The 17,103-nt window shown below is 64.2% G+C and carries 17 protein-coding genes and 1 pseudogene; 9 read left to right on the top strand and 9 right to left on the bottom strand.

Features of this window, described 5'->3' with window-relative positions; all coding sequences use genetic code 11:
* Both IT540_RS18360 and IT540_RS18355 read left to right on the top strand, forming a co-directional pair.
* Positions 1-214: pseudogene (locus tag IT540_RS18360) on the top strand (elongation factor 4); the annotation flags it as partial.
* Positions 215-263: 49 nt separating this feature from the next.
* Positions 264-704: a nuclear transport factor 2 family protein gene (locus IT540_RS18355; protein ID WP_291181134.1), complete on the top strand. Its 441-nt coding sequence runs from the start codon at positions 264-266 to the stop codon at positions 702-704.
* 45 nt (positions 705-749) lie between these two features.
* Here IT540_RS18355 and IT540_RS18350 read toward each other — a convergent pair whose 3' ends face one another.
* A complete protein-coding gene (locus tag IT540_RS18350) occupies positions 750-1,337 on the bottom strand; it encodes an SH3 domain-containing protein (protein ID WP_291181132.1) in 588 nt (195 codons plus the stop codon).
* A gap of 273 nt (positions 1,338-1,610) precedes the next feature.
* Between IT540_RS18350 and IT540_RS18345 the strand changes: the two genes are divergently transcribed.
* Positions 1,611-1,943, top strand: coding sequence for a hypothetical protein (locus tag IT540_RS18345; protein WP_291181131.1), 333 nt, complete (start codon positions 1,611-1,613; stop codon positions 1,941-1,943).
* An 86-nt stretch (positions 1,944-2,029) separates the two neighbouring features.
* Here the strand turns inward: IT540_RS18345 and IT540_RS18340 are convergent, their stop codons facing one another.
* Positions 2,030-2,305, bottom strand: a complete 276-nt coding sequence (locus tag IT540_RS18340) for a hypothetical protein (protein WP_291181129.1) — start codon at positions 2,303-2,305, stop codon at positions 2,030-2,032.
* Between the two features lie 379 nt (positions 2,306-2,684).
* Here IT540_RS18340 and IT540_RS18335 point away from each other — a divergent pair, with 379 nt between their 5' ends.
* A complete protein-coding gene (locus IT540_RS18335; protein ID WP_291181127.1) occupies positions 2,685-2,984 on the top strand; it encodes a hypothetical protein in 300 nt (99 codons plus the stop codon).
* A 329-nt stretch (positions 2,985-3,313) separates the two neighbouring features.
* Here the strand turns inward: IT540_RS18335 and IT540_RS18330 are convergent, their stop codons facing one another.
* Positions 3,314-3,796 (bottom strand): DUF305 domain-containing protein, encoded by a 483-nt coding sequence (locus tag IT540_RS18330; RefSeq protein WP_366030273.1) that lies wholly within the window; start codon positions 3,794-3,796, stop codon positions 3,314-3,316.
* 43 nt (positions 3,797-3,839) lie between these two features.
* Positions 3,840-6,224, bottom strand: a complete 2,385-nt coding sequence (locus tag IT540_RS18325) for a heavy metal translocating P-type ATPase (RefSeq protein ID WP_291181125.1) — start codon at positions 6,222-6,224, stop codon at positions 3,840-3,842.
* Positions 6,225-6,310: 86 nt separating this feature from the next.
* Between IT540_RS18325 and IT540_RS18320 the strand changes: the two genes are divergently transcribed.
* Both IT540_RS18320 and IT540_RS18315 read left to right on the top strand, forming a co-directional pair.
* Complete coding sequence (locus tag IT540_RS18320; protein ID WP_291181123.1) at positions 6,311-6,586, top strand: metal-sensitive transcriptional regulator; 276 nt, start codon at positions 6,311-6,313, stop codon at positions 6,584-6,586.
* An 84-nt stretch (positions 6,587-6,670) separates the two neighbouring features.
* The gene (locus IT540_RS18315) at positions 6,671-7,102 is read left to right on the top strand and encodes a DUF411 domain-containing protein (RefSeq protein WP_291181136.1); all 432 of its coding nucleotides are present in this window, start codon (positions 6,671-6,673) and stop codon (positions 7,100-7,102) included.
* Between the two features lie 36 nt (positions 7,103-7,138).
* Here the strand turns inward: IT540_RS18315 and IT540_RS18310 are convergent, their stop codons facing one another.
* Complete coding sequence (locus IT540_RS18310; RefSeq protein WP_291181121.1) at positions 7,139-7,996, bottom strand: transporter; 858 nt, start codon at positions 7,994-7,996, stop codon at positions 7,139-7,141.
* Positions 7,997-8,339: 343 nt separating this feature from the next.
* On the opposite strand from IT540_RS18310, the gene IT540_RS18305 reads away from it, so the two are divergent.
* The 3 genes from IT540_RS18305 (at position 8,340) to IT540_RS18295 (ending at position 12,275) form a co-directional block, all read left to right on the top strand.
* Positions 8,340-10,061, top strand: a complete 1,722-nt coding sequence (locus IT540_RS18305; protein ID WP_291181120.1) for a PQQ-dependent dehydrogenase, methanol/ethanol family — start codon at positions 8,340-8,342, stop codon at positions 10,059-10,061.
* A gap of 70 nt (positions 10,062-10,131) precedes the next feature.
* A complete protein-coding gene (locus IT540_RS18300) occupies positions 10,132-10,518 on the top strand; it encodes a c-type cytochrome (RefSeq protein ID WP_291181119.1) in 387 nt (128 codons plus the stop codon).
* 293 nt (positions 10,519-10,811) lie between these two features.
* On the top strand, positions 10,812-12,275 hold the full coding sequence (locus IT540_RS18295) for a methyl-accepting chemotaxis protein (protein ID WP_291181117.1): 1,464 nt from the start codon (positions 10,812-10,814) through the stop codon (positions 12,273-12,275).
* Between the two features lie 39 nt (positions 12,276-12,314).
* Here the strand turns inward: IT540_RS18295 and lipA are convergent, their stop codons facing one another.
* From lipA to IT540_RS18275, 4 genes are all read right to left on the bottom strand, one after another.
* Positions 12,315-13,277, bottom strand: a complete 963-nt coding sequence (gene lipA / locus IT540_RS18290) for a lipoyl synthase (protein ID WP_291181116.1) — start codon at positions 13,275-13,277, stop codon at positions 12,315-12,317.
* Positions 13,278-13,334: 57 nt separating this feature from the next.
* A complete protein-coding gene (locus tag IT540_RS18285) occupies positions 13,335-14,117 on the bottom strand; it encodes a thiazole synthase (RefSeq protein WP_291181114.1) in 783 nt (260 codons plus the stop codon).
* Between the two features lie 641 nt (positions 14,118-14,758).
* Positions 14,759-15,769, bottom strand: coding sequence for a PQQ-dependent catabolism-associated beta-propeller protein (locus tag IT540_RS18280; protein WP_291181112.1), 1,011 nt, complete (start codon positions 15,767-15,769; stop codon positions 14,759-14,761).
* Between the two features lie 169 nt (positions 15,770-15,938).
* The coding region (locus IT540_RS18275) for a c-type cytochrome (RefSeq protein ID WP_291181110.1) at positions 15,939-17,103 on the bottom strand (1,165 nt) is incomplete at its 5' end.

The following is a 17,103-nucleotide window of genomic DNA, read 5'->3' as shown; positions in this document are numbered from 1 at the left end:
GGTGCAGGCGGCGATCGGCGGCAAGGTGATCGCGCGCGAGACGATCCGCGCTCTCAGGAAGGACGTTCTGGCCAAGTGCTACGGCGGCGACATCACGCGCAAGCGCAAGCTCTTGGACAAGCAGAAAGCCGGCAAGAAGAAGATGCGTGAGTTCGGCAAGGTCGAGATCCCGCAGGAGGCTTTCATCGCTGCGCTCAAGATGGATGAGAACTGAGGGGTTTGGGCGGCTGTTCGTTGCCGCGCTGAATTGAGGGGGGCATGCGATGTCGCAGGAGGAGGAAGCCGCGGTATTCCGTCTCGCGGTCCGCCACTGGAGCGACGGAAATTTCGAGGGCGTGCTTGCCCTTCTGGCCGACGACATCGTCCACAGCGTGAACGTCGATGCGCTGCAGATCCCCTGGGTTTCGAGCGCCGAGGGCAAGCCCGAGGTGTCCGCCCGACTGAAGCTTATCATCGACACGTTCGTCGTCGACGCCTTCGTCATCGAGAATCTCGTCTATGAAAATGGCGAGATCCGCGCGACCGTGCTCGGCTACCACGTGCATCGAAAGACTCGAGAGCGGTTGGATGTGCGGGTGAGATTTCGCGTCCGCGTGCGGGATGGCCTCATCGTCCGCATCGACGAGTTTCTCGATGCGGCCTACATCGAGGCGTTCGAGCGTTTCGTGCGCTACCTCGAGCAGGCGGCTCAACAGGCGATATGAAAGAAGCCCCGGTGCAAGCACCGGGGCTTCTTCCAAAAAAGGCGGTCAGCGGTGATCGCGCCTGTCGTCTCGCCGGTCGCGGCGGTCGTCGCGCCTGTCCTCGCGGCGCTCGACCCGGCGCCAACGGTCCGGCGGCGGCTTCAGGCCCGTGGGTGCGCGGTAGTCCTTGCGCCACCAGCCGGCCTTGCGGGTACCCGGAGGCGGTGCGCGCCAGCCCGGCCGCGGGCGGACCTTGTAGGAGTACCAGCGCGTGCGGTCCTTGTACCAGGGGCGGCCCACGTAGTAGCGGTCCCAATAGTCCCTGGCCACAAAGGTGACGAACGGGATGCGGAATGCCGCGGGACCGACGTCCGGCAGTGCCACGTACTCGCCGCGCTGCTCGAAGGCCAGATACTCGCTATAGACCCAGCCCCGGCTGCCGGCCCAGATGACGTCACACCAGGATTCGTCGCGCAGGCAGCCCGCGATCTCAAGTGGGTCGCCCTCGGGAATGACGCCCACACTCGGGAAGTCCGTATCCGGGCCTGTTCGGATATTCACGTTTGCCGTGGAGAAGCCAGGGGCCGCCTCGGCCGCCGCGACACCCATCAGCGTGAGACCGGCCATAGCGCCGATCAGTCTCAGTTTTCTCATGATTGCTCCATTCTCGCATTCCTACGTGAGCAGACAGACGTCACGCACGCAGACGCGGCGAAAGCCTTCCGAGCCCGATCCGGAAACGCGAATTGGACGCCGTGCCATTCCATAGAACGGCGCATCGGCCGATATCCGTCGCGTGCCGCGCTTGACCGGGGTGACGAAAGCTCCTAGATCTCGGCCATGCGCCATTAGCGACATCCCTTCGAACAAGCCACCGCCCGCCCGTGCGATTCCGCACGCGCGTTGGCTTGTCTGAAGGAGACACCGATGACCTACCGCGCTTTTCTTCCCTTCCATGTCATGACCTCCCATGCCGTCGCCGCAAAGCTCGGACGGAAGGCGGAGCGTGCCGCCGTGCTGGCGCTCAGGGCTATCCTGCAAAGTCACCGGCAACTCGAGGTTGCCCACCAGCAAGTTCTCTTCGGCGAGCACAACCTCGCCTTCTCCTCGCGCATCACCGCGCGGGGAGAGCTGGTGATCGAGCTCGAAATCGGCGATCCGAGGCTCGAGGGGCGGATCATTCTCGAGGATGATCTCAACCGTGCCGTGCGCAAGGTGCGCGGCATCGCTGGCGATGGCCGCCGACGCACCACGGTGTAGAGCGGGAGGCAAGGCTGCCGCTGCTGCGCGTCCGTGGACGGCGGCAGCGGCCCTTAAGATTCAGTTGTGTTCGAACAGCGTCGAGATCAGTCCCAGCGGCGGGTCAGGCGGCGCACTTGGGGAAGGTCGAAGACGTCGAAGTAGCCTCCGGCGCCGGGCGGATAGTCCTCGGCCTGCTTGTAGCCGTCGTCGCACCAGGGGTTGCCGTAGTAGCCGTAAGGGCCGTTGACGGGCGTGCAGTCGCGGACGGCGGCGCGGTCGCGCTCGGGTGACGGCTTCTTGCGGCCGGCATCGGCGTCAATCGGAGCCGAGACGAGTGCCAACGTACCGAAGGTGGCGGCGATCAGAAATCTGGTTCTCATGATCTGGCTCCTTCTGCGGCGGAGGACGACCGCGCTCGTGGTCTCCGTACGATTCGGCACGGCCTGACATGGAGTTAGGCCGTGTTCCGCGGGGGCGCAAGGCGCGGAAGCGCCATCCTCGCGTCCGGGCGCGCTTTATCTCAACTGGCCGTTACCCGTTCACCACGCGGGCAGCGCTCGGTGGCGAGCCGCGGATTGCCGTTTGATCTTGCTATGCGCTGCAACTTGATCGCGGCGGATGCTGCAAGATGTCCCGTGCAACTTTGCCTCTCCTGACCTTGTGAAAATGTCGCGCCCGCGCGCTCAATTGACCCGTCGCCGACGTGGCTCTGCGACGCGAAAGCCCACAACGGGCAACGATATTCATTAGGGAGAAGACATGATGAAACGCCTTCTGATTGCCGCGACAGTTGCCTTGCTTCCCTCGGTTGCGATGGCTGATTGGGCGAGCCAGTTCAAGACGCTCGACACCGATGGCAACGGCCGCATCAGCCGTACGGAGTGGGAGGCGAACGTGTCGAAGCTGAACCTCGATCCCGCGCCGACCTTTACTGCGATGGACGCCGACGTGAACAACGGCGTCGATGAGGAAGAATGGGCCGCGGCCGAAAAAATGGCTAAGGCCTTCCCCGTCTCTTGCAAGTCCTCCTCGGAATCCTGGTGTCCGAAGCAGTACTAACTCTCTGACACTGCAACTGTCCTCGAAACCCGGCGGGCAACTTCCGGGTTTCGGGTGACGCGGCGGCGTGCTTCTTTGACGCGTGATACGCACGCCGCCGAAGTTCCAGATCCCATTCACACGGTGCGAGGCGAGGCCGCCGGCCAGTGCGCTGCCTGGCGGTGTCTCGCGCCGATGCCGTTCCCTCCAGGGAGCGGGCGGGGCGCCGTCATGCCTAGCATCGATCGGACCATGCCGAGGCCGGCACCGGTCATGGTCCAAGGCGGGGTGGCGTGGGCGCCCCTGCATGCCTTCTACGGGCCGCGCACGGGAGCGGTGCACGCTGCCGGCTATTTGCCACGCTTGGCGAGCCACTGCTTCATGTGGGCGATCTCGGCCGTCTGCGCCTTGATGATTTCCTTGGCGAGCTTGCGCGTCTCCGGGTCCTTTCCGTACTTGAGCACGATCTCGGCCATGTCGATGGCGCCCTGGTGATGTGGAATCATGCCACGCATGAAGTCCACGTCCGGGTCGCCGGTCAGCGCGGCCGACATGCCCTGGTGCATCCTGTCATTCGCCTCCTTGAACGCGCGTGCGGTTTCGCCCTCGGGGATGTCGGCGGCGCCGTGATCGTGCGCGTTGCCGTCCTGCCGGCCATGGTCGGATCCACTCTTCTCGCCGTGTGCTGGATCGCCGTGCGTCTCGCCATGCATGTGCTCGTGCATCTCCTTGTGCATCTCCTTGTGCATGGCATGCGGATCGTGATTGTCGGCCCATACGGGCGCGGGGAGGAGCGCCAGTATCGGCAAGGACAACGACAGGGAGCGTTTCATTTCGTCCTCCATGGGTGAACGGTTCAGGGTATGGACCGGATAGCTAGAGCTGCACGCGGTTCAGGCGCAGCGCATTGGCGACGACGCTGACCGAGGACAGCGACATGGCCGCTGCCGCGATCATCGGCGAGAGCAGGATGCCGAAGACGGGATAGAGCACCCCGGCCGCGATGGGCACGCCGGCGGCGTTGTAAATGAAGGCGAAGAACAGGTTCTGGCGGATGTTGGCCATGGTGGCGGTCGACAGCGCGTGCGCGCGCACGATGCCGGTGAGGTCGCCCTTGAGTAGGGTCACGCCCGCGCTCTCCATGGCGACGTCGGTGCCGGTGCCCATGGCAATGCCGACGTCAGCCGCGGCCAAGGCCGGTGCATCGTTGATGCCGTCGCCGGCCATGGCGACGACATGATTCTTGCCCTTGAAGCGGGCGACGACGGCGCTCTTGTCCTCGGGCAGCACCTCGGCCTCGACGTCGTCGATGCCGAGCCTCCTCGCGACGGCCTCGGCCGTCGTGCGCTGGTCCCCGGTCAGCATGACGATGCGAATGCCGGCCTCCTTGAGCGCGGCAATGGCGGCCGGCGTCGTCGGCTTTACGGGATCGGCGATGGCGATCACGCCGGCGGCTCTGCCGTCGACGGCAACGTAGATGACGGTCGCGCCGTCGCGGCGCAGCTCGTCCGCCGCGGCGTCGAGGGGGACGGTGTCGATACCGGCATCGGCCATGATGATGCGGTTGCCGATGACGAGGTGCTTGCCCTCGACCGATCCAACGACGCCCTTACCGACCGGGCTATCGAAGCCTTGCGGCTCTGCAAGCGTGAGGCCACGCTCCTGCGCCGCCTGCACGATGGCTGCGGCAAGCGGGTGCTCGCTGCCGCGCTCCAGGCTGGCAGCAAGGCGCAGAAGCTCCGTCTCTTCGATGCCCGGCGCGCTGCGGATGGCGACAACGCGCGGCTTGCCCTCTGTCAGCGTGCCGGTCTTGTCGACGAGCAGCGTATCGACCTTTTCCATGCGCTCCAGCGCCTCGGCGTTCTTGATCAGCACGCCGGACTTGGCGCCGCGGCCGACGCCGACCATGATCGACATGGGTGTTGCGAGACCGAGCGCGCACGGGCAGGCGATGATGAGAACGGAAACGGCAGCGATCAGCGCATAGGCGAGGCGCGGCTCGGGTCCCCAGATCGACCAGGCGGCAAAGGCAAGCACCGCGACGGCGATGACGGCGGGCACGAACCAAGCGGAGACCTGGTCGACGAGCCGCTGTATGGGTGCGCGGCTGCGCTGGGCGTCGGCGACCATCTGCACGATGCGGGCGAGCATGGTGTCGCGGCCGACCTTGTCGGCGCTCATGACGAAGGCGCCGGACTGGTTGGTGGTGCCGCCGATGACGGCTTCTCCCGCGCTCTTGGTCACGGGCATGGATTCGCCGGTCACCAGGGACTCGTCGATGGCGCTGCGGCCTTCTAGGATCTCGCCGTCGACCGGGATGTTCTCGCCCGGCCGCACGCGCAGGCGGTCGCCGGCGGCGATCTCCTCGAGGCCAACGTCCTCATCGGTGCCGTCGGGTCGGATGCGGCGCGCTGTCTTGGGCGAGAGGTCGAGAAGCGCGCGGATGGCGCCGCTGGTGCGCTCGCGTGCGTTCAGCTCCAGAACCTGGCCCAGCAACACGAGCACGGTGATGACGGCGGCGGCCTCGAAGTAGACGGCGACGGAGCCGTCGTGCGCGTCCCTCATGGAGACCGGGAAGAGGCCCGGCCAGAGCGTGGCGACGATGCTGTAGATCCACGCCACGCCCGTGCCCATGGCGATGAGCGTGAACATGTTGAGGTTCATTGTCTTGAGCGAGGCCCAGCCGCGCTCGAAGAACGGCCATCCGGCCCAGAGCACGACGGGCGTAGCGAGCAGGAGCTGGATGACATTCGAGGTCTGCCGGCCAAGCGTGTGCTGCAGGCCGGTTAGATGACCGCCCATCTCTAGGAGAAAGACAGGAAGGGTGAGCGCGAGGCCGATCCAGAAGCGGCGCTTCATGTCTGCGAGTTCGGGATTGGGCACGTCAGAGGCAGCCGGCGTCTCGGGTTCGAGGGCCATGCCGCAGATGGGGCAACTGCCCGGTCCCTGCTGGCGGATCTCGGGATGCATGGGGCAGGTGTAGATCGTGCCCGGCGGGGGCGCCGTTTTCGGCGCGGCTTGCTCGGGATCAAGGTAGGCGGCGGGGTTGGCTGCGAACTTCTCGCGGCAGCGCGCGGAGCAGAAGTAGTAGGGCTTGCCGTTGTGGCTTGCCTGGTGCTTGGCGGTGTGCGGATCCACCACCATGCCGCAGACCGGATCCTTCACCGTATGCGCGCCGGGTGCAGCATGGGCATTCTTGTGGCCGTGGGTTCCGTGCTGGCAGCAGGACGATCCGTGCTTGTGCGTCTCATGCTCAGCCATGGCCGATATCCTCTGGGCGCTCATCCAACATATACCCTCCGGGGGTATGGCTTGACAGATATACCCCCGTGGGGTATCTGTCAAGCATGATGAAAGCTTCAAAGGCTTCCCGGCTCAAACGCCTCTCGCGCATCGAAGGTCAGGTGCGCGGTCTCGGCCGCATGGTCGAGGAGGACCGCTATTGCATCGACATCGTCACGCAGATCGCGGCGGTGCGGGCGGCGCTCAGGCGCGTCGAGGAGGATGTTCTGCGGGACCACATTTCCCATTGCGTCGCGCATGCGATGGCGAGCGGCGACGCCGCTGAGCAGACGAAGAAGATCGACGAACTGATGGACGTGCTGGCGCGCAGCGCGCGCTGAGCGTGGCCGAATCTATCCGGAGCGATGGGGAGGTGGACGATGGATGGCACGCCGTTTTTCAATCGCCGGACCATGCTCGGCTGGATGGCCGCCGGGCCGGCGCTCCTCGCCACTCGCGCCTGGGCTGATACGCCCCCCTCCATGGTTGTATTCCGCGATCCGACGTGCGGCTGCTGCCACCACTGGGTCGAGCATCTGACCGCTAACGGTTTTGCCGTAACAGTCCACGATGCGCCGGACATGAAGCCCGTCAAGGTGCGCTTCGGCGTGCCGGCGGAGCTGTCGTCGTGCCACACGGGTGAAATCGCCGGCTATATCATTGAGGGACATGTGCCGGCGGCTGCGATCAAGCGGCTGCTCGCAGCGAAGCCCGCCGGGCGCGGGCTGGCGGTGCCCGGGATGCCGATCGGCTCTCCGGGCATGGAAGGCGGCGAGCCCGAGATCTACGAGGTGATGCTGTTCGGCGCCGGCGTGCCTCAGAGCTTCGGCCACTTCCGCGAGGACAAGCCGGTCTGACGGTCTAGGCTCCCAAGAGAAAAGGGCGCCTGCTGGCTAGAAGCGCTGAGACATCCCCGCGAAGACGGTCACGTCGTCGGCGGCCTCGGTGACGCCGACGTTGGTGCCGACATCGAGCTGCAGGTGGTCCGTGACGGCGTATGTGAAGCCGCCGTCGAGGGTCACCACCGTCTCCGCGCCGCCTTCGGTGCCGCGCTCGACGAAGGCCTCCACGTACATGCCCCACCGCTCGGTCAGCTCGAAACCGAGGGCGGCGGAGCCGATGAAGGTCGGCTCATAGCCGCTGCCGCTTTTGCTTTTCAGGATATCGACCTGGGCCATGAGGCCGAGACCCATGCCGTGACCCAGGTCGACGGCTAGCGGCACGATCACACCTCCCTCCAACTCGTCGTTAAGGCTCGCCGCATTGTTGGTCGGCACCTTCAGGAAGGGCATGACCGCGAGAGCTGTCTGGCCGCCATCGTTTCCCCAGAGGTTGTGCTTCACGCGTAAGACGAGGTCGCCGAAGCTGCTCTCCTCCTCCGTTGCGCCTCCGCCGGAGGTGCGCGCATGACTGTATGCGCCGTAGACGATCTGAAGGTCCGTGCTGCTCGTGAGCCCGATCTTGAGGTTCACGGGCATGACGTCGATCGTGCGGGTGGTGCTGCCGTCCAGGCTGTCGCGCGTATAGGCCACGAGATCGGTTTCGACCTGTAACCACCCGGCATCGACCGTATAGGGGCTTTCCGTCTTGTCGGGCCGGTCGGTCGACATGTCCCGAAGCTGGCTGTCCGGTGTCGGGTTGAAGAGCGTGTATCCGCTCTTGCTCCGGTCCGCTGCCGCCGCGGGCGTGTTCCATAGGGCGACTAGCATGACCGAGAGCGTGAAGGGGAGTGCAGAGGTGCAGTGGTTCATGAGAGCCGCCCTTGTTGCAAACTATTTGCAACAGAGGATGACGGATGAGGCACGGCCTCGCAAGTAAAATTGCGGATGATTTTCATTTGCAACTGAGCTGCGTGGTTTTCATCCCACGGTACGTTCGGTTCGTTGTTGCCATCCTCGGCGTATTGCCTTCGCGACAGGTGTGGCATTCGCACACCACCATCCCAATACTCCCGGCATTGCTAAGGCATTGTTCCCAATTGAAATAGGAATGTTTCCCGCCGTTGGCACGGCGACTGCACCGGTGTCGCTGCCGTCAAGGGGACCCGTTCGGGTCGCCAAAAAATCAAACATTCGGGTAGGGAGCGACGATCCAATGAAAGCAAGGAGTATGAGCTTCAAGAGGGCACTGCTGTTGGGTGCCGCGTTCAGCGTTTGCACATCACCGGCGATGGCGCTCGGCGTATCCACGCTGGATGGCAAGCACATCGAGTACTACGTCACCGACGACATGTTGCTCAATGCGGACAAGGATCCGAACAATTGGCTGATGTACGGCCGCGACTACGAGAGCACGCGGTATTCGCCTCTCAGCCAGATCAACACGGATACGGTCGGCGACTTGGTCGCAAAATGGAGCCTCTCGTTCGGCGTTCTCGGCGCGCAGGATTCGCAAGTCACGGCAGTCAACGGCCGGCTTTATGTGACCTCGAGCCAGAACCGCGTCTTCGCCATCGATGGCGTGAGCGGCAAGGTGCTCTGGCGTTACGATCGCAAGCTTCCCGCCGACCTCGGGCCGAAGCTCTGCTGCGGCGACGTGAACCGCGGCGTGATCGCCTACGAGGACAAGGTGATCCTGGCCACGCTCGACACGCATGTCGTGGCGCTCGACAACCACACCGGCGAGGTGGTCTGGGAGACGAAGCTCGGCGACTACAAGACGGGCGAGATCTTCACGTCCATGCCGATGATCGTCGACGGGAAAGTGCTAATCGGCAACTCGGGCGGCGATCTTGGAGCCAATCCGGGCACCATCTACGCGCTCAATGTCGATGACGGAAAGGAAGCTTGGAAAACGCACACCGTTCCCATGACGGGCAAAGAGGAGATCGCGAAGACGTGGGGCGGAGACTCCTGGAAGACGGCCGGCGGTACGCCGTGGCTGCCGGGGTCCTATGACAAGGACACGGGCCTCCTGCTCTGGGGCGTAGGCAATCCGGTTCCCGATTTCGATGGCAGCGTCCGTCCCGGCGACAACCTGTACACGGGCTCGACGATCGCCGTCGATGTGAAGACCGGCGAGATCAAGGGCCACTTCCAGTACACGCCGCACGATGTGTGGGATTACGACGGCACCAACGAGGCCATCCTGATCACCGACAAGCAGAACCGGAAGACTTGGCTCCACGCGGACCGGAACGGCCACCTCTACTCGATCGACCGCGAGACCTACAAGTGCAACTGGGTCGTGGAGATGCAGCGTGTCAACTGGGTGAAGAGCTGGGGCGAGAACTGCAGGCCCGAGGCGGATCCCGAGAAGATTCCGACCTACGGAAAGGAGACGAAGGACATCGCGCCTGTGCTCGACGGCGGCAAGGAGTGGGTGCCTGCGGCCTATAGCAAGAAGACCGGCTACATCTACGTTCCGGGCCGCGACATGTCGATGGACGTCGCCGCGAAGAAGCAAGAGTTCAAGCCGGGCCAATGGTTCCTGGCGACCGACGTCCTGCGGCTCAATCCCGGCGGTGGCTATGTGAAGGCGTTCGATGGAACGACGGGTGAGCTCGTTTGGACCCGCCGCCAGAACACGCCTGCAACGGGCGGCATGCTGGCGACCGCCGGCGGCCTGGTATTCAACGGTGATGCCGACGGCGTCTTCCGCGCCATCAAGGACGACACCGGCGAGACGCTGTGGGAGTTCAACGTGGGCACTGGCATCCACTCGAACCCAACGACGTTCATGGTGGGCAACACTCAGTACGTCGCCATTCTGGCCGGACCGGGTGGCGGCAGCCTCTGGCCGCTGGTCTATGGCGAATGGCTCAAGACGCGCCAGCACGGGGGCAGCTTGTTCGTGTTCGCCCTTCACAAGAAATAGCGCGGCGCATAGCGGCACGCCGGCCTCGGCCGGCGTGCCGTCACACCGACACTCAGGAGCCACCCAAACGATGAAGCAGTGGACGGCAGCACTGTCGATGGCAGTGCTTTGCGTCGCAAGCGCGCAATGCGCGTTTGCACAAGACGTTGCAGAACGGAAAAACCCACTCGAAGGCCAGGCCGAGGCGGTCGAGGCAGGCAAAGCCCTCTACAGCAACACCTGTCTCTTTTGCCATGGCGCCAACGGCCTCGGCGCGCGCGCACCGAACCTTGTCGAAGGCCTCTTCCGCCCCAACGGCGGAGCGGACGACACGATCGTGTTCGACATCATCATGAAGGGCCGGCCCGGCACGCTCATGGGCGGCTACGAGGGCACCTTGTCGGATACGGAGGTCTGGCAGGTCATCTCCTACCTTCGGCACGAAGGGATCGGGCGCTCCAAGCCGAAGGCAAAGTAGCTTCGCGTTGCAGGCGCGCGACAGTATGCGGAACAATGCTGCGTGACCATGCTGGCCGCGGTGCGTTAAAGCCTGCGTTTACGGGTGTTCGCGATGCCCCGCTATGACCTCCAATCGACCTTGGAGCAATTGACCTAAGACGGCGAATACCTCACCGTTCCATGGTGTTGGGAAGTGCGTCTGATATCGGTCGCGTTCCCGGTTGCGCTTCCAACTTGCGAATTGCTCGATGAGCCGATGCGAACAGCATCGCCATGCGAGCCCTTGTGCGCGTTCTCTCGAGCAGGTGAACAGTGATCAAGACGCACAGCCGCACCGCAGGCACGCCCGCAAACGATATTGCCGACCACGCGGCGCCGGAGCGCCCCAAGGCAGCCGACGAGATCATCCGACGCTTTGCCACCGAGGCGAGCGGCGTGGGCCACGGTATCGTGGACGTCGCCTGCAGTGTCGGCGAGCTTGCGGCCCGGATGCAGAAGCAGGCCGATCAGCTCTCGGGCATCCGGACCGAGATGCACGCGCTCGGAGCCGACAACGCGCGCATCGCGGAAGGTGCCGCTTCGAGCCTCAGGATCGTCGAGGACGCGAGAACGGAAGTCGCGCAGTCCCTCGGCAAGCTTCGGGATTCCATCGACGGCGTCGATGCGCTCGTCGGTACGGTGTCCCAGCAGCGCGATCTTCTGGGCGGCCTGCAGGAGGCGTTGGGCAAGGTCACCAAGGTCGCGAACGGGATCGATGCGATCGCGAGCCAGACGAACCTGCTGGCGCTCAACGCCACCATCGAGGCGGCGCGCGCCGGCGCGGCAGGGAAGGGCTTTGCGGTGGTTGCATCCGAGGTCAAGGCTCTTGCCGGACAGACGGCGGCGGCCACCCGCGAGATCGCGCAGACGATGAAGGATCTGACGTTCAAGGTCGAGCAACTGATCGAGCAAGGCCAGCGCAGCGCCGAGATTGCCGCCTCTGTGAGCACGAGCAACGCGCACCTTGCCGCTACGTTCGACGGTATGGAAGCGACCGTTCTCAGCATTGCCGAGGAGACCTCCGGAATCGCGACGCGGGTCACCACGATCGAGGGGCGCGGCCGTGTGCTGGTCGAGGGAGTCGACGTGCTGGCAGGCGGATTCGGCGAGTCGGCGCTCAACATCGCCCATATCAACGAGCGGCTGGCGATGCTGGAGAGATCGGGCGAGAAGCTGCTGGCCATCACCGTCGATTCGGGCGTGGAATCGTCCGATACGCCTTTCGTGCGCGAGGTGATGCGACGCGCGCTGCTTGTATCGCAGACGATCGACGAAGCGGTGCGCAGCGGTGCGTTGACGCTCGACGATGTCTTCGACACGAACTACGTGCGGATCCCGAATACCAACCCGGAGCAGTTCACGACCCGATATGTCGACGTGTTCGACCGCATCCTGCGCGACCTCATCGAGGATGCCCTCTCGTTCAGCGACCGGGTGGTTTACTGCGTGCCGATCGACAGGAACGGATACCTGCCGACGCACAACAAAAAATTCTCGAAGCCGCAGGGCCAGGATCCCGTCTGGAACGCAGCTAATTGCCGCAATCGGCGCATTTTCAACGACCGCGTGGGCAAGTCGGCTGGGAGCAATTCCGAGCCGTTCCTGGTGCAGACCTATCAGCGCGACATGGGACAGGGAAAGAAGGTGCCCATGATGGACGTTTCAGCACCGCTGTTCGTCTCCGGCCGCCATTGGGGCGGCCTCAGGCTCGCCTATGCGGGTGAAGGACGCTCGTAGTGCTTTGCGGCGCAGGCGCGCGACCGCGGCGCGCCTCCGCTAGCCGACGCGCGGCGCTGCTTCGGCCCTGCGCGCGGCGCGAAGGCGCTCGAAATCCTCGTCCGCGTGATGCGACGACCGTGTCAGCGGAGACGACGAGACCAACAGGAAGCCTTTCGACATCGCCACACGGCGGTAGGTCTCGAACTCCTCGGGAGGCACATAGCGTATCAACGGCGCGTGTTTCGGGGTCGGCTGAAGGTACTGACCGATGGTCAGGAAGTCGACGCCGGCCGAACGCAGGTCATCCATGACCTGATGTACCTCGTCACGCTCCTCGCCGAGCCCCACCATGATTCCGGATTTCGTGAAGACGTCGGGGTTCAGGTCCTTCGCCGTCTGGAGCACGCGAAGGGAATGGAAGTAGCGTGCCCCAGGGCGGACCTTCAGATAAAGCGAGGGCACGGTTTCGAGGTTGTGGTTGAAGACGTCGGGCCGCGCCGCCATCACGGTCTCGACGGCGCCGGGCTTGCGCAGGAAGTCGGGCGTCAGCACCTCGACGGTCGCGGCCGGCGTGCTCTGCCGCACGGCTTCGATAGTCCGCGCGAAATGTTCCGCCCCGCCGTCCGCCAGGTCGTCCCGGTCCACCGAGGTGATGACCACGTGCTTGAGGCCGAGCTTGGCGGCGGCGGACGCGACCTCCTCTGGCTCATGCGGGTTCAGCGGTTCGGGGCGTCCGGTCCTGACGTTGCAGAACGCGCAGGCACGCGTGCAGGTGTCGCCCATGATCATGAACGTCGCGTGCCGCTTGGACCAGCATTCGCTGAGGTTGGGGCAAGCGGCCTCCTCGCATACCGTCTTCAGCCCGTGCTGGCGCACGACCGACAGGGTCTGGCTGAGAGTGGGCTCCGACGAGAGCTTGACGCGGATCCAGTCCGGGCGAGGCGGGCGCGGTGAATCCGGCCGCTTCGCCTTCTCGGGATGCCGCGGCCGCTGATGGCGGGAGTCGTAGACGGTGACCATGCGTGCCTGCTTGTGACTATCGTGCGAGTGGATCGACGTTCTGGACGTGCGGGGATGTCATCCCCCGGCAGCCAGCAGCGGCTTGCCGAGCTGCGGCGTCGATGGGTACGCCATGTCGCGCGGCTCGAGCGCGCCCGCGAGATAGGCGAGCCGCCCAGCCTCGACGGCCTTCGAGAACGCTATCGCCATTCTGGGGGGATCGCCGGCCTTGGCAATGGCGGTGTTCAGGAGAATGCCGTCGCATCCGAGCTCCATGGCCTGCGATGCATGGCTCGGAACGCCCAGTCCGGCGTCCACGATGATCGGAACATCCGGGAAGTGGGCACGTAGCGTGCGCAGCCCGTAGGCGTTGTTCAGGCCGCGCGCGGAGCCGATCGGTGCGCCCCAGGGCATCAGAACCCGGCACCCAGCACCGAGCAAGCGCTCGGCGACGACCAGATCCTCGGTCGTGTAGGGGAAGACCTGAAACCCCTCCTCGGCGAGGATACGCGCGGCTTCTACCAGACCGAAGACGTCTGGCTGCAGCGTGTCCTCGTCGCCGATGACCTCGAGCTTGATCCAGCTCGTGCTGAAGATCTCGCGCGCCATGTGGGCGGTGGTCACCGCCTCCTTCACCGTTCGGCACCCGGCCGTGTTCGGCAGCACAGGCAGTCTCAGCTCCTGCAGCAGGCTCCAGAACCCGGTCGACGCCTGGGCCTTGCCCACGGACTCGCGGCGTACGGAAGCCGTCACCGCCGCTGCGTTGCCGGCGCGGATCGCCTCGGCCATGATTGCAGGAGACGGGTAGAGCGCCGTTCCGAGCAGCATGCGGGATGCGAACTGATGTCCGTAGACGATCACAGGCTATTCCCTCTGCCAGGCGGCGGCATGGGCGATGCGGCCATCGTTTCCCTGGCCGGGGCGCTCCGGCGGCACATGCGATTGAGGCTTGTCTGAAGGGGACGTGAAGCGGCTCGCCCGTAGATTGGGAGAAGAAATTGGGCGAGCCGCCTCCCCCCTGGAAAACCTCGCAGCCTTCCCAAGGGCCTCGGGACGAATCGGGCGTGCGACCAGCCGCGTGAAGTACCGGTGCAACCCCGCTCCGCTCGTCTCGCAGAACGTTGCGTTTCAGTATCGCAGCACCTCAACCGACGGCTTCCTTCGAGGGGCGAAATACCAAGAACCCAACGTCGCTCAGTGAGCAAATGATGCGGTGAGCAAATGGTGTGCCAAGCGAGGGCCGTTGCTTGCATTAGGGAATAAGTCCTTCTTTTTCAGTCGTTATAACAGGCTGGCTGTTCCGTTTTTCTGCTGGCTGGCGCACGATGGCGACGAAGTGAGACACCCGATTGCTGTCCGTGCAGCGACCGTGGAGCGTGACTGCGACAATCCAATGCGACAGGTGATGCACGCCGAGGTTCAAGAATCCTTCAAAATGAATGCCCTATCGAGCGCGCTTTGCGCTCATCGCCCAGGCGCAATGGGCGGGAGACTATCTCCCTTCATTGGATGCTGTCCGAACCCTGCATTTGTGCGCCCTGCCGATCCGGACGTGCAGCCGCTCCCCACGGATACCGCCCCACCTGGATGGATTTCACCGCGGACAGTCTCGAGACGTCGATCAGGGTAACGTCGTTGGAGCCACCGTTGGTGGTGATCAGCATGCGGTCATCGGGTGTCAGCTCGAGGTGCCAGACCCGGATGCCGACCAGAATGTACTTCTCGACCTCCCCGGAGCGGGCGTCGACCACGGCGACGCGATTGGCTGTGCCCAGGGCAACGAAAGCCTTTGTGCCATCCTTCGTAAGCCGAATGCCCACCGGCGTGATCAGATTCTTGGTTATGCCGGGGACATCGAACGTGATGGTCCTGTCGATCGACCGGCTTGCAACGTCGATGACCGCCACGGAGCCGGCGATTTCCGACGAAACCCAGAGCTTCGTGCCGTCGGCCGAGAACTCGGCGTGACGCGGACGCGCGCCGACGAGCACGTTCGCAAACAGCTCGAGCTTCTCAGCGTCGATGAAATGGACCATGTTGCTCGTCTCAGAGGTGGCGACCACCGTCTTGCCGTCGGGCGAAACGGCGATGCCCTCGGGCTCGACACCTACCTCCACACGGCCGATGACCTTCCGCGATTGCACGTCGATGGCCGTTATGGCGGCGCTGTCCTCGTTGGCGGTGTAGAGGCGACGGCCGTCGCTCGCGAGCGCCAGCTGCTCCGGATCGTCGATATCCTCGAAATCGTGGATGTGCTCGTACGTGCGGGCGTCGAACTCCTGGATGGCGTTGTTGTCGCTCGCGCAGAGGAAGAGCTTTGTCCCGTCGCGCGATACCGCCAAGCCACGCGGCCGGCTACCCACGCGAATGGTGTGCACGACGGCCTTCTTCTCTATGTCGACTACGGAGACGGTGTTGTCCTGCTCATTGCTTACGAAAATTTCGTGGGCGTCGGCCGTCAAAGGCACGCAAGTTGCGAGCAGGATGGCAACAAGCCTCGGTGGGATCCCCATGGTCCATTCCATCGGAGGACCAATCCGCCTACTGGCGAAGACCTCCTTGCTATCCCGTCCTCGAAGATGACGGGATTTCACAGTAGCTGGTCCGTCTGAAATCTCGCGGTGATTTGCGTGCAAGCGCTTGTGTAGAGCGCTTGCACGCCTTTTTCTCTAGCCTCTGCGGTCAGTTGGTCTCCGGCTGCTGGGCTTCCTGTGCCTTCTTCCGGATGAAATGCTGCAACGCTTTCAGCTCTTCATCGGTAATGTCCTTGAACCTCGGCATGCCGTTGGGGGCGAGTGCGCCGTCGCGGACAATGGTCTTGAGCTGGTCCGAGTGCAGGAAGGCATCGGATGCGCGCAGGTCCGGCGTATAGCCGCCCGAGACGCCGCCGGCACCGTGGCACCAGGCGCAGCGCGAGGTGTACACGTGCTTGCCCTGGTCGACCAACTCGGCTTCCGGCGAGAACTCGGACGGCGTAAGCACCTTCACGAAGGTGCGTTCGCCAACCGACGGCATGGGCTGGGTGTCACCGACGGCAAACGTAAGAAGCTGACGGGTTTGGGCACGGTAGCCCCACCCGTACTGGGCCATCGAGCTGCCGCCGCCATAGGCGACCGCGGCGCCGCCGAAGCCGACCAGAAGCGAGACATACTGCTTGCCATCAATGGCGTAGGTGACGGGTGGCGCGCTGATGCCGCTCCCCACATTGACGGACCACAGCTCCTTGCCGTCGCGGGCGTCGTAGGCTGCGAACTTGCCGTCGATCTGGCCCTGGAACACAAGGTTTCCGGCCGTGGTCAGCGTGCCCGCGTTCCAGTAGTTGGGTTGCGGGATTTCCCACACCTTCTTCTGTTTCACCGGATCCCAAGCGAGCAGGAAGCTCGTGCCTGCATCCTTCGGAATATCGCCGCCGAGCCCGACGTCGGCGCCCACGTCGATCTGGAACGACGGCTTCTTCCAAGACTTGAGGTCGATCTTGGTGTCGTCCCAATGGGTCGCCAACTCCATCTTCGGAATGTAGACCAATCCGGTATTCGGATTGTAGGACATGGCGTGCCACGAATGCGCACCGAACACACTCGGCCAGATCGTGATCGGCTCGGTTAAGTAGCGTGCTCCCTCCGCCTCGATGGGTCGGCCGGTCTTCATGTCGATCCCAGTGGCCCAGGTCACCTTCGCGATTGGCTCCGCCGAGAGGAGTTTTCCGTCCTTGCGGTCGATAATGTAGAAGAAGCCGTTCTTCGGTGCGTGCATCAGCACCTTCTTCTTGCCCTCGCCCTCTTTCAGCTCGAGGTCGACAAGGACGATGTCCATGGTCGAGGTGTAATCCCAGGTCTCGCCAGGAGTC

The organism is Hyphomicrobium sp. (assembly GCF_020852195.1).
Lineage (GTDB): Bacteria > Pseudomonadota > Alphaproteobacteria > Rhizobiales > Hyphomicrobiaceae > Hyphomicrobium_C.
Note: the sequence above shows the minus strand (reverse complement) of the source record. Positions and strands in the feature narration are given on the sequence as shown.

Bases quoted from the DNA above. Each gene is read 5' to 3' on its own strand.
- IT540_RS18355 (WP_291181134.1), top strand. From the start codon at position 264: ATGTCGCAGGAGGAGGAAGCCGCGGTATTCCGTCTCGCGGTCCGCCAC.
- IT540_RS18350 (WP_291181132.1), bottom strand. From the start codon at position 1,337: ATGAGAAAACTGAGACTGATCGGCGCTATGGCCGGTCTCACGCTGATG.
- IT540_RS18345 (WP_291181131.1), top strand. From the start codon at position 1,611: ATGACCTACCGCGCTTTTCTTCCCTTCCATGTCATGACCTCCCATGCC.
- IT540_RS18340 (WP_291181129.1), bottom strand. From the start codon at position 2,305: ATGAGAACCAGATTTCTGATCGCCGCCACCTTCGGTACGTTGGCACTC.
- IT540_RS18335 (WP_291181127.1), top strand. From the start codon at position 2,685: ATGATGAAACGCCTTCTGATTGCCGCGACAGTTGCCTTGCTTCCCTCG.
- IT540_RS18330 (WP_366030273.1), bottom strand. From the start codon at position 3,796: ATGAAACGCTCCCTGTCGTTGTCCTTGCCGATACTGGCGCTCCTCCCC.
- IT540_RS18325 (WP_291181125.1), bottom strand. From the start codon at position 6,224: ATGGCTGAGCATGAGACGCACAAGCACGGATCGTCCTGCTGCCAGCAC.
- IT540_RS18320 (WP_291181123.1), top strand. From the start codon at position 6,311: ATGATGAAAGCTTCAAAGGCTTCCCGGCTCAAACGCCTCTCGCGCATC.
- IT540_RS18315 (WP_291181136.1), top strand. From the start codon at position 6,671: ATGGCCGCCGGGCCGGCGCTCCTCGCCACTCGCGCCTGGGCTGATACG.
- IT540_RS18310 (WP_291181121.1), bottom strand. From the start codon at position 7,996: ATGAACCACTGCACCTCTGCACTCCCCTTCACGCTCTCGGTCATGCTA.
- IT540_RS18305 (WP_291181120.1), top strand. From the start codon at position 8,340: ATGAAAGCAAGGAGTATGAGCTTCAAGAGGGCACTGCTGTTGGGTGCC.
- IT540_RS18300 (WP_291181119.1), top strand. From the start codon at position 10,132: ATGAAGCAGTGGACGGCAGCACTGTCGATGGCAGTGCTTTGCGTCGCA.
- lipA (WP_291181116.1), bottom strand. From the start codon at position 13,277: ATGGTCACCGTCTACGACTCCCGCCATCAGCGGCCGCGGCATCCCGAG.
- IT540_RS18280 (WP_291181112.1), bottom strand. From the start codon at position 15,769: ATGGGGATCCCACCGAGGCTTGTTGCCATCCTGCTCGCAACTTGCGTG.